General features: G+C 51.8%; 12 protein-coding genes. All 12 read right to left on the reverse strand.

Annotated elements, in window-relative coordinates:
• Positions 1 to 300 (reverse strand): ABC transporter permease (locus FJW00_RS02090; protein WP_181405336.1); only part of this gene is annotated, 300 nt, incomplete at its 3' end.
• A gap of 118 nt (positions 301 to 418) precedes the next feature.
• Positions 419 to 1,351, reverse strand: coding sequence for a glycosyltransferase family 2 protein (locus FJW00_RS02095; protein ID WP_140922967.1), 933 nt, complete (start codon positions 1,349 to 1,351; stop codon positions 419 to 421).
• On the reverse strand, positions 1,351 to 1,896 hold the full coding sequence (gene rfbC, locus FJW00_RS02100) for a dTDP-4-dehydrorhamnose 3,5-epimerase (RefSeq protein WP_140922969.1): 546 nt from the start codon (positions 1,894 to 1,896) through the stop codon (positions 1,351 to 1,353). Before rfbC ends, FJW00_RS02095 begins: the two co-directional genes overlap by 1 nt.
• The gene (gene rfbA / locus FJW00_RS02105) at positions 1,896 to 2,777 is read right to left on the reverse strand and encodes a glucose-1-phosphate thymidylyltransferase RfbA (RefSeq protein WP_140922971.1); all 882 of its coding nucleotides are present in this window, start codon (positions 2,775 to 2,777) and stop codon (positions 1,896 to 1,898) included. The genes rfbC and rfbA overlap by 1 nt, the downstream gene beginning before the upstream one ends.
• Positions 2,778 to 2,821: 44 nt before the next feature.
• On the reverse strand, positions 2,822 to 3,709 hold the full coding sequence (gene rfbD / locus FJW00_RS02110) for a dTDP-4-dehydrorhamnose reductase (RefSeq protein ID WP_140922973.1): 888 nt from the start codon (positions 3,707 to 3,709) through the stop codon (positions 2,822 to 2,824).
• Entirely contained in the window at positions 3,709 to 4,788 is a 1,080-nt protein-coding gene (gene rfbB / locus FJW00_RS02115) for a dTDP-glucose 4,6-dehydratase (RefSeq protein WP_111208246.1), read from the reverse strand. Before rfbB ends, rfbD begins: the two co-directional genes overlap by 1 nt.
• A 432-nt stretch (positions 4,789 to 5,220) precedes the next feature.
• Positions 5,221 to 6,234, reverse strand: coding sequence for a UDP-glucose 4-epimerase GalE (gene galE, locus FJW00_RS02120; RefSeq protein WP_009089272.1), 1,014 nt, complete (start codon positions 6,232 to 6,234; stop codon positions 5,221 to 5,223).
• Between the two features lie 42 nt (positions 6,235 to 6,276).
• Positions 6,277 to 7,179 carry a UTP--glucose-1-phosphate uridylyltransferase GalF gene (gene galF, locus FJW00_RS02125; protein WP_009089271.1) on the reverse strand — a complete coding sequence of 301 codons (903 nt, stop codon included), beginning with the start codon at positions 7,177 to 7,179 and terminating at the stop codon, positions 6,277 to 6,279.
• Between the two features lie 278 nt (positions 7,180 to 7,457).
• Complete coding sequence (locus FJW00_RS02130) at positions 7,458 to 8,798, reverse strand: lipopolysaccharide biosynthesis protein (protein ID WP_009089269.1); 1,341 nt, start codon at positions 8,796 to 8,798, stop codon at positions 7,458 to 7,460.
• The gene (locus tag FJW00_RS02135) at positions 8,795 to 10,018 is read right to left on the reverse strand and encodes a glycosyltransferase (RefSeq protein WP_009089267.1); all 1,224 of its coding nucleotides are present in this window, start codon (positions 10,016 to 10,018) and stop codon (positions 8,795 to 8,797) included. Before FJW00_RS02135 ends, FJW00_RS02130 begins: the two co-directional genes overlap by 4 nt.
• Positions 10,019 to 10,022: 4 nt before the next feature.
• Positions 10,023 to 11,285 (reverse strand): colanic acid biosynthesis pyruvyl transferase WcaK, encoded by a 1,263-nt coding sequence (gene wcaK / locus FJW00_RS02140; protein ID WP_033736181.1) that lies wholly within the window; start codon positions 11,283 to 11,285, stop codon positions 10,023 to 10,025.
• A gap of 157 nt (positions 11,286 to 11,442) precedes the next feature.
• The gene (locus FJW00_RS02145) at positions 11,443 to 13,659 is read right to left on the reverse strand and encodes a phage tailspike protein (RefSeq protein ID WP_111208248.1); all 2,217 of its coding nucleotides are present in this window, start codon (positions 13,657 to 13,659) and stop codon (positions 11,443 to 11,445) included.
• Positions 13,660 to 13,677: the final 18 nt, after the last annotated feature.

Below are 13,677 nucleotides of genomic sequence, written 5' to 3' on the forward strand. Positions count from 1 at the left end.
AAACGTATGTGTTAATAGTCCTGCAAAAAGCACAATTGCAAATTCGTAGCGAGATTCGTCCCCCCCAACATTCCACTTTGCTTTAAATACAACTGAAAACAAAAAGGTATAAATTACCAGCATTACCATTGGAGTGATTACGGACCACATCAATCCCAGTGATGAACCCTTATAACGGCTAAGTATTTCTCGCCTCGCCATTTGAAATATCAGACTGCGGTTAATCCATATTGATTTAACCATATTTTTGGGCGATACATTTGCTTTTGAATTAGAGGCCAGTACCTGAGTGTTTTTCATTGAACCTTCTCATTAAATTTACAGAAGCGATTCGTACCAAACGAATTTTAAAATTCTTATTCGTTTTATTTCAATAGTCCAAAAAATCAAATCGCTCATGTCAGAAGCCTTTAGCTTTCTATATTTTTTTTAGTAAAACTGCTATATAGAATGCAATCGTTCCATAGCGAGTCTGCCGATAGAGTTTCAACTCTCTAAAAAGACAAATGCGTTTCACTAATGGAGCTTTTCTGGCTTCAATAAACTTATTCAATAACTGGGCATTCTCCTCTGGAAGATCGATCTCCATGGACTGTAATGCTTTAATGTTTTTTCCAATCCAGTCGCGGAACTTACCGTCCATCAAACCAGAAATACGTTTTATTCTGGCAAACCACCCTGTGTTTGATCCAACAATATTATTCGTATGCTGTCGGTAGTCGATAGTCGGTGTCATATCGTAGTGAACTATCCCGTTATAACTTGAAAGTAAGATGTAAATCCACCAATCATGCGATACGATTTCTGTCCAGCGTGGCGTCATTATAACTAACTCACGCGCCTTATGGTTCAACGTCATTGTATTGCCGCCTGCAATACTTTGAATGAGTGCGTTTCTTAACGATGGCGTTCTTACGAAAAGTGGAGAATAACCAATTGTCGCATCCTGCTCATCAATCAGTTCTGTACGCCCACAATGCACTGTGGGCTTTTGCGCGTCTTGTTGAGAAAGCCAATTGACGCTTGTCTCAAGCTTTTTAGGTTTCCATATGTCATCTTGGTCGCAAAAAGCGTATGCAAAAAACTTATCTCCTGCTGACTCAAGTAGATTAAGAAAGTTCCATGAAAAACCTTTTCCAGGTCCCCTCAGTATGTGAAACTTATCATCGCCAATTTTACTCTGATATTCCTTGAGAATATTTACCGTCTCGTCAGTAGAGCCATCGTCAGAAACAAAAATCACCCAGGATTGATGAGTTTGATTCAATATCGAATCAACTTGTTTTCTTAGATATTTACTTCCGTTATAGGTACAGATTAATACGGCGACCGTCAAATTCGGACTACTCATTAGCGAAAAAGCTCAGCTGAGTTTAAATTTGAACCCTTCAGATCTTTGTCTGACAATTTTATCTGCTTTACGCTCGGCCATTCGATACCAATTTCTTTATCATCCCACAAAATGCAACGCTCGGATGCAGGTGCATAATAGTTAGTTGTTTTATAAAGAAACTGTGCGCTTTCACTGATTGTCAGAAAACCATGCGCAAACCCTGCAGGGATCCACAACTGTTTTTTGTTCTCAGCACTAAGCATTACCCCAACCCATTGACCGAAAGTAGGAGAATTGCAACGAATGTCTACAGCGACGTCAAAAACTTCACCCTCGACACAACGCACCAATTTACCTTGCGCATCGTTTCCCACTTGATAATGTAGTCCACGTAAAACACCATGTTCAGATTGCGAATGATTGTCCTGAACGAAAACCTGAGGTGATACCTGCTCGTCAAATTTTTTCTGCTGCCAGGTTTCCATAAAAAACCCGCGCTCATCGCCAAACACTGCTGGTTCAATAATTTTTACGTCTGCAATTTTAGTATTAATAATCTTCATTAAAGCTTGCCTTCATACAGAGCCAGGAGATATTGACCATATTTGTTTTTCAACATGGGTGTAGCTAAATTTTTTAGCTGTTCTCTGTCAATAAAGCCCATGCGATATGCTATCTCTTCAGGGCAGGCGATTTTTAACCCCTGACGTGTTTCAATAGTCTGAATAAAGTTGTTGGCTTCTATCAGACTTTCATGCGTACCGGTGTCAAGCCATGCATGCCCTCGACCCATTATCGATACGGAAAGCTTACCCTGCTCCATGTAGATACGGTTAATATCCGTAATTTCCAGTTCTCCACGCGGCGATGGCTTAAGATTTTTCGCCATTTCCACAACTTTATTATCGTAAAAATAGAGTCCAGTCACCGCATAGTTGCTGCGGGGATGCTCAGGTTTTTCTACCAGTGAAATCGCTTTACCTTCGCTGTCAAACTCGACAACACCATAGCGCTCAGGATCGGTAACATGATACGCAAAAACAGTAGCTCCATTTTCTTTAATAGATGCGGCTTCAAGTTGCTTGTAGAGATCGTGACCATAGAAAATATTGTCGCCAAGGATTAGCGCGACTGAGTCGTCACCAATGAACTCTTCACCAATGATAAATGCCTGAGCTAGTCCATCCGGGCTTGGTTGTACTTTATACTGAATTGAAATGCCCCATTGGGAACCATCACCTAACAGACTTTCAAAGCGTGGTGTGTCCTGCGGCGTACTGATAATCAGAATGTCGTTGATCCCTGCCAGCATCAGCGTGCTGAGTGGGTAGTAAATCATCGGCTTATCATAGACCGGGAGCAATTGCTTGCTGACTGCCATCGTTACCGGATAGAGGCGTGTTCCTGAGCCACCAGCGAGAATAATACCTTTATTCTTTTTCACAATATCACCTTAAATGGACAGGCCACTTATGCGGCCTGCTGCTATTAAATAAGAGTTTCAAGCAACATACGTTCGACGCCCACAGACCAGTCCGGCAGTGTCAGACCAAAAGCCTGCTGGAACTTCTCTGTATTCAGTCTTGAGTTAGCCGGGCGTTTAGCCGGTGTCGGGAATGCACTGGTGGGTACCGCATTAATTGTCTGAACCTGAAGCTCAACACCCTGTGCTTTCGCAAACTCAATCACTTTAGTGGCATAGGCATGCCAGGTGGTCTCACCTGCTGCAATAAGATGGTAAATGCCAGCAACGCTGCTGTTACCCAGCGCCACTCTGATTGCGTGAGCAGTGCTATCCGCGATGAGTTCTGCTCCAGTTGGCGCGCCATACTGATCGTTAATCACAGACAATGCATCACGATCTTTTGCCAGTTTAAGCATAGTCTTAGCGAAGTTATTTCCCTTTGCGGCATAGACCCAGCTGGTACGGAAGATGAGGTATTTCGTCATGTTACTGACGATGGCCTGCTCCCCTTCCAGCTTGGTCTGCCCATAGACATTCAGTGGCGCTGTTGCATCGTCTTCACGCCAGGGTTGAGAACCCGATCCATCAAACACATAGTCGGTTGAGTAATGAATCAACCACGCGCCCGTTTCTTCGGCCGCTCTGGCCAGCGCATCAATTGAGGTAGCATTGACCAGACGGGCTTTGTCCTCTTCTGACTCAGCCTTATCCACTGCGGTATAGGCAGTAGCATTGACGATAACGGCTGGCCTGATTCTGCGAACTGTCTCTGCAATCCCCTCAGGATTTTCAAAATCGCCACAGAAGTCAGTAGAGTGACGATCTACGACAATCAGATTACCCAGCGGTGCCAGTGCACGCTGTAACTCCCAGCCAACCTGACCGTTCTTACCAAAAAGCAGAATATCCATTAGCTACGTTTCTCGTAGTTTTGTTCGATCCAGTTCTGATAGGCACCACTCTTTACATGCTCAACCCATTGTGAATTGTTCAGGTACCATTCGACAGTTTTCTTCAGACCTGTTTCAAAGGTCTCTTCCGGTTTCCAGCCCAAATCTTTTTCAATTTTAGCAGCATCGATCGCGTAACGGCGATCGTGTCCCGGGCGATCCTGAACGTAGGTAATCTGATCGCTATACGGGGTTGCTTTTGGACGCAACTCATCCAGCAATTCGCAGACCTTCAGCACTACATCGATGTTTTTCTTTTCGTTATGGCCACCGATGTTGTAAGTAGTCCCGGTTTTTGCATTTTTCACCACGGTATAGAGTGCGCGCGCGTGGTCTTCAACATAGAGCCAGTCACGGATCTGATCGCCTTTACCGTAGATTGGCAGTGGTTTGCCTTCAAGCGCATTGCTGATGATCAGCGGGATCAATTTTTCCGGGAAGTGATAAGGACCATAGTTGTTTGAGCAGTTAGTGACAATCACCGGCAACTTGTAGGTGCGGCCCCATGCGCGAACCAGATGATCGCTGGCAGCTTTAGTCGAGGAGTAAGGGCTGCTCGGCGCATAAGGTGTCTCTTCGGTAAACAATGGCAGCTCGCCATCCATTTCATCCGGATGCGGCAGATCACCATAAACTTCATCCGTCGAGATATGGTGAAAACGGAAGGCATTTTTTCGTGCTTCAGGTAAGGCACTCCAGTAATGACGTGCCGCCTCTAACAGAGCATAGGTGCCTACCACGTTCGTCTGAACAAACTCTGCCGGACCAGTAATTGAACGGTCAACATGGCTTTCAGCGGCCAGGTGCATGATGGCATCAGGCTGAAATTCATTCAGTACGTCAGTGACAGCCTGTCCATCACAGATATCAACCTGTCTGAACGTGTAGCGGGAGCTGTCGCTGACGTCTTTTAATGACTCCAGGTTGCCTGCATAAGTCAGTTTATCAACGTTTATAACTTCATCATTCGTATTGTTAATAACATGACGGACAACTGCCGAACCGATAAAACCTGCACCACCAGTGATAAGTATCTTCATAACGTGTTTATTCCTGACAAGCTATCTGAGGCATGGGTGCCTGTATAAAATGCAGACAATCATATGCGTCCAGAGCACGCTACCGCCCCTGGGTTACAGCTCCCACAATGCTGATTGTCTTCAGACGAATGACTATGCTGATACCGAGCACTCGCTTCACGATCAGCATTTCATTGATTGATATCACTTTATTAATGAAATTGTTTAAGTGGGTTTATCATTCAACAATCGCAAATTCTATCACTCAGGTATGGCTATTACGAATAAAATGCGTTTGTTTAACAGGTGTTAGTTCAACTTATGAGCGCTTGACTGACGCAGGGGATGGTTACTGATGTGCCAGGACGAGACAATCAGAATAGTGAGAAAGGGTCGATAAGATATTTCAATGTAAACATTAAAAAAGGCGAACCTCCGTTCGCCTTTTTTCAACTACCGAAACCCATCCGGGTTCTTACTCTGCCAGTTCCACGTATCACGCATCATCTCATCGATGCCGCGCGTCACGCGCCAGTCGAGCTCACGGTTCGCCAGGGACGCATCCGCCCAGAAGGCAGGCAGGTCGCCGTCACGACGGGGTTTGATCTCAAACGGAATCGCTTTGCCGGAGGCCTGCTCAAACGCCTTGATCATTTCCAGAACCGAGAAGCCTTTACCGCCGCCGAGGTTAAAGGCGGTGTAGCCCTCAACTTTGCTCAGATGGTCCAGCGCTTTCAGGTGTCCTTCAGCCAGGTCAACCACATGGATGTAGTCACGCAGGCAGGTGCCGTCTGGCGTATCGTAGTCACCGCCAAACACACCCAGCTTCTCCAGACGACCAATCGCGACCTGTGCGATGTAAGGCAGCAGGTTATTAGGGATGCCGGTCGGGTCTTCGCCGATTTCGCCTGACTCATGCGCGCCAACCGGGTTGAAGTAGCGCAGCGCAATCGCCTTAAACTTCGGCTCTGCCTTAGCAAAGTCGCGCATGACGAACTCGATCATCAGCTTAGAAGTGCCGTAAGGACTTGTGGTGCCGCCAATCGGGGTCGTTTCCACATAGGGAACCGGTGCATCCGCGCCATAAACGGTGGCAGACGAACTGAAGATGAAGTTCCAGACGCCCGCGTTACGCATCTCTTCCAGCAGCACTACCGTACCCGCGACGTTGTTCTCGTAGTACTCCAGAGGCATACGCGTCGACTCACCGACCGCTTTCAGCGCGGCGAAGTGAATGACGGCGGAAATGCTGTTTGAGGCAAACAGGTCGCGCAGGCAGGCGCGGTCACGGATGTCGCCTTCGACGAAGGTCGCTTTCTTCCCCGCCAGCTTTTCAACGCGGTTGATCGCTTCGCGTGAGGCATTGCAAAGGTTATCCAGCACCACTACATCATCACCGCGCTGCAGCAGCGCCAGTACGGTATGGGAACCGATATAGCCTGCCCCGCCCGTTACCAAAATAGCCATGTGCACTCCTTGTAAGCTGCCGCGCAGTGCGCGGCAAAATAATTACTGTTGTTTTGCCAGGATGTTCTGAATCGCTTCGCGGAAATCGCGGCCCTGGGCGTTGTTACGCAGTCCGTAAGAGACGAACGCCTGCATGTAACCCAGTTTACGACCGCAGTCGAAGCTGTGGCCGGTCAGCAGTGAAACATCAACAGGTTTGTTTTTGCTCAGGCTGGCGATCGCATCGGTCAGCTGGATACGGCCCCAGGCACCCGGTTCAGTGCGCTCCAGTTCAGCCCAGATGTCCGCAGAGAGCACATAGCGTCCTACCGCAGCCAGGTCAGAGTTCAGCTCAGCCGGATGCTCCGGCTTCTCAACAAAGTTGGTGATACGGCTGATATCGCCTGGGTTGTTGATCGGCTCTTCGGTGGTGATCACGGAGTACTCAGAGAGGTCGGAGGCAGGCATATGCTGTGCCAGAACCTGACTGTGGCCGGTCTCTTCAAAACGGGCAACCATCGCCGCGAGATTATAACGCAGGTGGTCAGCAGTGGAATCATCCAGCAGCACATCCGGCAGCACCACGACAAACGGATTATCACCGATCATCGGACGGGCGCAGAGAATCGAGTGGCCCAGACCCAGCGGCTGTGCCTGACGCACGTTCATGATGGTCACGCCCGGCGGGCAGATAGACTGCACTTCGCTCAGCAGCTGACGCTTCACACGCGCTTCCAGCAGCGCTTCCAGTTCATAAGTGGTATCGAAGTGGTTCTCTACCGCATTTTTCGATGCATGCGTGACCAGCACGATCTCTTTAATACCTGCGGCAACACATTCGTCAACGATGTACTGGATCATCGGTTTGTCGACGACAGGCAGCATCTCTTTCGGAATGGCTTTAGTCGCAGGGAGCATATGCATACCGAGGCCCGCAACCGGGATTACTGCTTTAAGCTTGGTCATATTTATTCCGTTTAATAAAATGAAGATGTGGGTCGATTATGCAGGATCGGCCGGAAGAGCAAGTATAATCTTTATCTGAAAAGCGGACAGTAACTCTCTGTCATAACTTAGAAATTCGGCATTTTGCCCATTGCCAGCGATACCATAAACTGAGTAAAGACAATCAGTAATCGCAGATTGCTATTGTGATCTGCAGCACTGTTCGTTGCATGGCTGAGACCAGCCATAAATGAAAACGGGCCACCCTGAGGTCGCCCGTTGATATCGCTGTGTGATGATTACAGCCAGCCTTCAAACCACTCCGGCATGATGAAGAGATTGAAGTGGTTCACCAGCACCATCAGGCCGACAAAGACCACCGACACCGCCACCCACTGCCGGGCATAGGGCATAAAGCGAATGCCAATCACCGGCTTGATAAAGAACGGGTGTGCCAGTGCCGAGATCAGGATCTGCGAGATGGAGAGCGTCAGCGCCACATAGAGTACGTTAGGCCAGATAAAGGTGGTCGCCAGCACGCCCAGCACCACGATACTCGCCACGATGTTCCAGTAGAACTCGACGTTGGTGCGTCCGTTAGCCTGCGAAATGGCACCGGTCAGTCCCCCCATCGGCCGCAGCATACCGAACAGCAGCATCAGCGGGATCAGGTGGTAAACCTGCTCGTGAGATGCGCCATAAAGTATACGGACGATCACCGGCGAGAAGATGCCAATGACCAGATACATGGCACTGCTGAACAGCATGATCCCCAGCGTTCCCTTGAGGAACAGCTTTTTCAGCTGCTCGGCATCGTGCTGTTTCTCAGCAAAGCGCGGCAGCGCCAGACGGTTGATGACCGGCGTCACCAGTTTCAGCGGTTGCAGCACCAGCTCTTTCGCCAGCGAGTAGACACCCAGCATCTCTGCGCCCATCACCTTACCGACCACCAGCGCATCCGCCTGGGTGCGCAGTTGATTAATGGTCTGGGAGCCAAGCTGGTAGCTGCCGTAGCGAATCGCCCCGAAGAAGGTCGCTTTGTCGAACTCCCAGGTAGGGCGCCATGACTTCTCACCCAATGCAATCATACAGAGGATACGGGTAAAGGCATTGATGAACAGGCCGAGAATCGCTGCCGCTACGGTCAGTGAGGTGAACTCCAGCATTGCCACCACACAGAGGAAGGCAAACAGCTTGGTGCCCATCTCAATCTTCGCCAGCGACACCATCCGCTTGGTCTTGATGTAGTGCGCCTGGTACTGCGACAGATGTCCCAGCACGAGGAAGTTGAGACTGGTCAGCATGATCAGCCCCGTCAGCTCTGGCAGGTGATAGAACCAGGCCACCGGGAAAGCGATCAACAGCATGATCAGGCCGGTGCAGAGACTGAGTGATACGTTAACCCAGTAGATGGTGCTCTGCTCACGGCGGGTGATGTTCTGGCGATGCACCAGATAACTGCTCATCCCCATATCCTGCAGGACACCCGCCACCGCCAGAATGGCGTTGATGATGGCCAGCAGTCCCAGCTCGTGGGTTTCCAGTTTGCGGGCGAGAAAGCTCAGCTGTGCAACCTGCAGCACCGCAGAAAAGCAGGTGCTGCCAAACAGCCAAATCGCCTGTGACTTAAATCCACTCACACCAGTCGCTCCAGAATCTGTGCCAGTTCGCCGTAGGCGATATGCTGATTGAACTCCGTCTCAACTTTATGCCGCGCAGCAGCGACCACCGGGGCCACATCCACTTCGCCCTCAGAGAGCTTAAGCAGCGTCTCTGCCAGCGCCTCGGGATCGTCCTCTTCCACCAGCCAGCCGGAGACGTTGTTCTCAATCAGTTCGGGAATACCGCTGTGGAAGGTGGAGACCACCGGCAGGCCGACCGCCATCGCCTCCATCAGCGCAACCGGAATCCCTTCCATGTCACCATCGGCGGCAGTTTTGGAGGGCAGCAGGAAGATGTCCGCTTCGCTCAGCGCGCGACGGATCTCCTCCTGCGGTTTGAAGCCCGGCATACTGACGCAATCTTCCATCCCCTCGCGGGCGATGAAATCACGCATCATCTCATCCTGATCGCCATTGCCGATGATGGTGTACTGGAACTGACCGCCCCGCTGCTTCAGGATGGCGCTGGCTTTCACCGCCACATCCAGCCCTTTCTTCTCGGTGAGGCGCGCCACCGAGACGATACGCAGCGGCTTGTGAAATGCCTGACGCGGCTGGAAGTTAAACTTCTCTGGCTCAATCCCCATGCGTGTCACATGAATTTTTTCCGGCGGGCAGCCCATCTCAATCAGCTTGTTTTCCCACAGGTGGCTGATTGGCAGCATCAGTTCGCTCTGGCGGAACAGGTTGACGTAGTCGAGCTTGTGCTCTTCCAGAATGTGACGACGGGAAATATCGGCGCCGTGAAACACGGTCGCCTGCTTGCCCTTCAGTACGCCCAGCTCACGCAGCTTGTTCGCCAGCGCACCGGCATAGCCGAAATGCACCAGGAAAACATCCGCGGTGAAGGTCTGCTTCGCGTTGGCCACGATCGACGGCAGCAGCAGCTTGCTGGACTGCGCGCCGTAACGACGCATGTTCAGCGAACGCAGCAGCGACGGTTTGGTCACGTTCGGCAGCACCAGCCTGATGCGCTGGTTGAGCTTATCGACAATCGAGATCTTCTCTTCCGGCAGCAGATAATGCGTCTTCGCCGCCAGACCATATTCATCAAACGCGGCGTGCCGGTTCACTAAATCGCCGGGAAAGACTGAAATAATCTCCACCTCGTAACCGGCATCAATAAAATGGGTTACCTGATTCAGAACGAATGTCTCAGAGGCAACCGGGAAACGCATGGTGAAAAAAGTCAGTTTCATCACATTACCCTAATACTTTGAGAATCTCTTCAGTGATCCGGTTGCCAATTTCCCTTTCATTCGCAACGGCCGTATTGACCTTCAGCTTAATGTTGTCGTAGTCGGCAAGCACACTTTTCACCTTGTCGATCAGCGAGCCATCCATCAGGCTTTTCACATCGGTTGCCATCTGCGGCAGACCCAGCTGGTTCATCACACCCATCGACTTGTGCTCATAGTTGATCGCCACGGCCGGGGTGCCAAAGTTCATGGAGATAATCGCCGAGTGCAGGCGGGTACCAATGGTCAGATGGCAGTGGCTCAGCAGGATGCCCAGCTCCAGGTCATTAAACTCATCCATGATGACATGGTAATGCTCAGGCTGCTCCACGTGATCGCGCAGGGTCAGTGCCACCATGCGGTCATCTTTGGCATAGCTGTCGATGCCGGTACAGGTGGAGAACGCCACGACCTGGTAGCCTTCTGCGATCATCGCATTGATCACCCGACCAAAGGCTGCTTCATACTCTTTCTGTGTGACGCCCAGACGTTTATCAAACGGCGCCAGTTCGCGCACGGTGATGGCGATGGTTTTACGGCTGCTGATAATCCCCTGCCAGTGAAGCAGGTTATGGCTCGGATTTTCCACTTCCCGCGCGCGCACCAGGAAAGCGGTGTCGACGCCGGCCGCGACTTTCGAGCTGGTCACGCCATCACGTTTCATCAGATCGAGGCTGACCGACTCACGCAGAACCAGGCTGTTAACGCGGTCAAAAACAAAGTTCGCCAGCGCATTGACGCGCGGGTTCTGGAACGGACCCACCGAGTGACCAATCAGGTAAATAGGCTTTTTCGCCATCAGCGCACAAAGCGCGTGGTCAAACTGGGTGACGCCATAGAGATCGACGAAGAATGACCCGCCAACCTGAATAATGGCGTCATATTTCGCCAGGCTTTCGGTAAAGGCTTTGAGGTGCGGTGGCACGGCAAACGACTTAAAGACGCCGCCCTTGCCCAGGTGCGCCATCATGATGTCGGGCATCAGACGGTTCGCGACTTTACGCTTAAACGAACCGACCAGACCTTTGCCTGACTTGCTGTTGTGCAGAAACAGCGCATCCTGCTGAATATCCTGCTGGAGCAGATAACCGGAGCTGGTTGGATAACGGCTAATCACATCAATGTCTAAATCACTGCGTGCAGACTTCATAGAATCAATCAGTCCACGAAGAATCGCGCCATCCCCACGATTCCCACACGTATGGTTACCCACCAATAAAATTTTCATAACAACTCCGAATAAATTTTTTTAATTCTGTAAGCCGCCCGGATCCGTCATGGGCAAAATGAGCTCTGTTCAAAATAATGCTTACGGGATAACGCACCCAAAGGTACCGCTCCTGTTAAAACCGGCCGCCTCCGTTGTGGCGGCCGTCATGCAAGGGTTAGGACTTAATGGCAAAGTAAGGCAGGGCAACCTGTTTCCCGTTGATGACCACGGAAACAAAGCCTTCCGGCTTGCTGGTATCGACCTGGTCGGCAGAAAGCGGACGCGACGCCATCAGCAGGTCGCCCTGCTCGTTGGCCCCGACACCCGCTTTGCCGTTGTGCAGACTGAAGCGCTGCGGCGCGCGTTTGGTCTTATCGCCCGCCGGCGGATTGCCTGGCTCCATCCGCGCGTTAACGCGCGCACAGCGACCGGTAACAAAGCGATCCTTGCCGGTGGTTTTCACCAGCACGGCGGCCGATGGCGTCCAGCCCGCCAGTTTGACGAAGAGGCGAACGTCGGTGTCATGTTCAGCGACATAGCGCACATCGAGGACCGGGCTGCTGCCTTCGGCTGACCAGCTCGCTTCAGAGAGGTCTTTCTTGCGCTGCACGTGGATCACGGCGCGGCCACCGGTGGTTTTGTCGCTGATCAGGTTCATCAGGGGCTTGTCGCCGCTGCCGTTGCTGAACTGCGCCTGACCAAAGATTTCGATCTCCCAGGAGTCGCCCACCGTGGGTGAGTAGAGGCTGCCGAGATCAAACCAGGTCTCCTGGTTGGTGTTGTTCTCCAGACGCCAGCGCGAGGTGATGTAGTTGTATTTCAGGCTGCCATCCAGCGCGACGCCGTAAGATTCAACGCGGGTCGACCCCATCTCCCAGATGCTGAGCAGACGATCGCCCTGCATCGAGTTATCGATCCAGCTGCCCGACTGCAGGCTGGTCTGGCGCATATTCAGACGCGTGTTGTGGGCAATCAGCGGGTTCTTACAATCCTCCAGGCTCAGCGCATCAACGATCCACTGACCGTTGGAGAGATCGCCCGGGTTGTCACAGTGCTCAATCCAGCCGTTGTGGATAATCGACTGACCGCAGCGCGGCAGGTTGAGGACTTTGCCCCCACGGCAGTATTGCGCGTTGAAGTTCGACAGCTCGATAGCGGTGCTGTGGTCCCATTTGCCCTGCTTCTGTCCTGACCACCCCGACTTGATGACGTCGCCGCTGCAGCGGGAGGCGTACCACTGGTCGATTTTACAATCGAGGGTATCCTGCAGGCTGATCGCGGTACCGCCGACGGCGTTAAAGCGCAGGCAGGCACCCCGGAAATATTGTCCGCCCGGACAGATGTTATGGAAAAAGCCCTGCTGGTTCGGACTCTTATCGCTGTTGCCGTTGAAGATCAGGTTGGAAAGCTCAACCCGGCGGGCATTCATCTGGAAGACGAACTCTGACTTACCATCGGAAACGAGGGTGGTCGCCGGGAAGTAACCAAAGTTGACCATCGCACCGGACATGCGGAAGAAGTTGAGATACTTGTCGCCCAGGTTGCAGGCGGAGACCATAAAGGTCCCGGCCGGGAACTGAACGCAGATCTGCTGGTTCGCCTGCTGCGACCACTGGAACATCGCCATAATGGCGGGTGCCGTATCAGTTTTCCCATCGGCGATGGCACCGAAATCAAACAGCGTCAGGCGGTTGAAATCGTCTACCACACGACGCCAGTGAAAGCCGTCACCGGCAAAGTTGACGCCGCCATCATTCTGCGCGGGCTGGAAGCTGCCGACGAACTCGCCGCCGCCCACTTCCCGTCCTTCGTGCCAGCTTTTGAGTTTGATCTTAGCCCCTTCAAACAGCGGACGGGTCTTGCGTAACTCCGCCACGGACGGGATCTCGCCAATCAGCTGATAACCCGCCGGCTGAGACAGGCGCTGACTGAAATCAGCGGCGCCCGGGCGACTGACATCCGGGATGTTAAACAGAGTCTGCCCGTTATTATCTTCTACCGTCATCGAATGCGAAGGATCGGCAATCAGCGCAGCATTATCCTGGATAAACTGCGCAAAGTTGCCCTTGTTCAACGCGATAGGCTGAGCAATCTCGGAGACCTTACCGCTGGCGTCACGCAGGAAGACCGGAATCTGGTTGCCAGGCTTGCTGGCATCCACACCGGCTTTACCAATCCAGAGCTTACCCTCAAAGCTCTGCCAGAACTGCGGTGGCATCGCGTAAACATTTTCCGGCGTCAGGATCGGCACGTCTCCTTTCGGCACGGCGGTGGCATCAACCGGTTTCAGGGCAATGCCGTTACTTTTAGCAGCGTAGCTGGAAAAGGTGCTCACGGAGAGAGCCCCCACCAGAGCGGAGGCGGCGGTCTGTAACACTTCTCTTCTTTTCATGCATCAATTCCCGTAGTC

It is taken from the genome of Pantoea anthophila, from assembly GCF_006494375.1.
Taxonomy (GTDB): domain Bacteria; phylum Pseudomonadota; class Gammaproteobacteria; order Enterobacterales; family Enterobacteriaceae; genus Pantoea; species Pantoea anthophila.